This window comes from Pseudomonas sp. AC083 (genome assembly GCF_979253165.1).
In genome coordinates this window covers 1-239 of sequence record NZ_CEEDDH010000325.1, presented here as the reverse complement: position 1 = coordinate 239, position 239 = coordinate 1, and the positions used below count along the sequence as shown (strand labels likewise).

1 pseudogene is annotated in these 239 nt (G+C 66.9%); it reads right to left on the bottom strand.

The features are described 5' to 3' along the window. Nucleotides 1–239 (bottom strand): annotated as a pseudogene (locus AC0IXA_RS28075) (hypothetical protein); the annotation flags it as partial.

Genomic DNA, 239 nt, shown 5'->3' with positions numbered 1-239 from the left:
GGCCTCGATCTCGAGCCGGATCACCGATCCGCGCCGGCGCCGCTTGAGTGCGGTCTCGAACAGGCGAACGAGGTCTTCGGCCTCTTCCTCGATTTCGAGTTCGGAGTCCCTGATGATGCGGAACGCGCCCTGGCCCTTGACGGTGTAGCCGGGGAACAGGCGGCCGATGAACAGGCCGGTGGCCTGTTCGAGCGTGATCAGCCGCGCCGGCGCGCCTTCCTTGTTGGAGGGGATGCGGA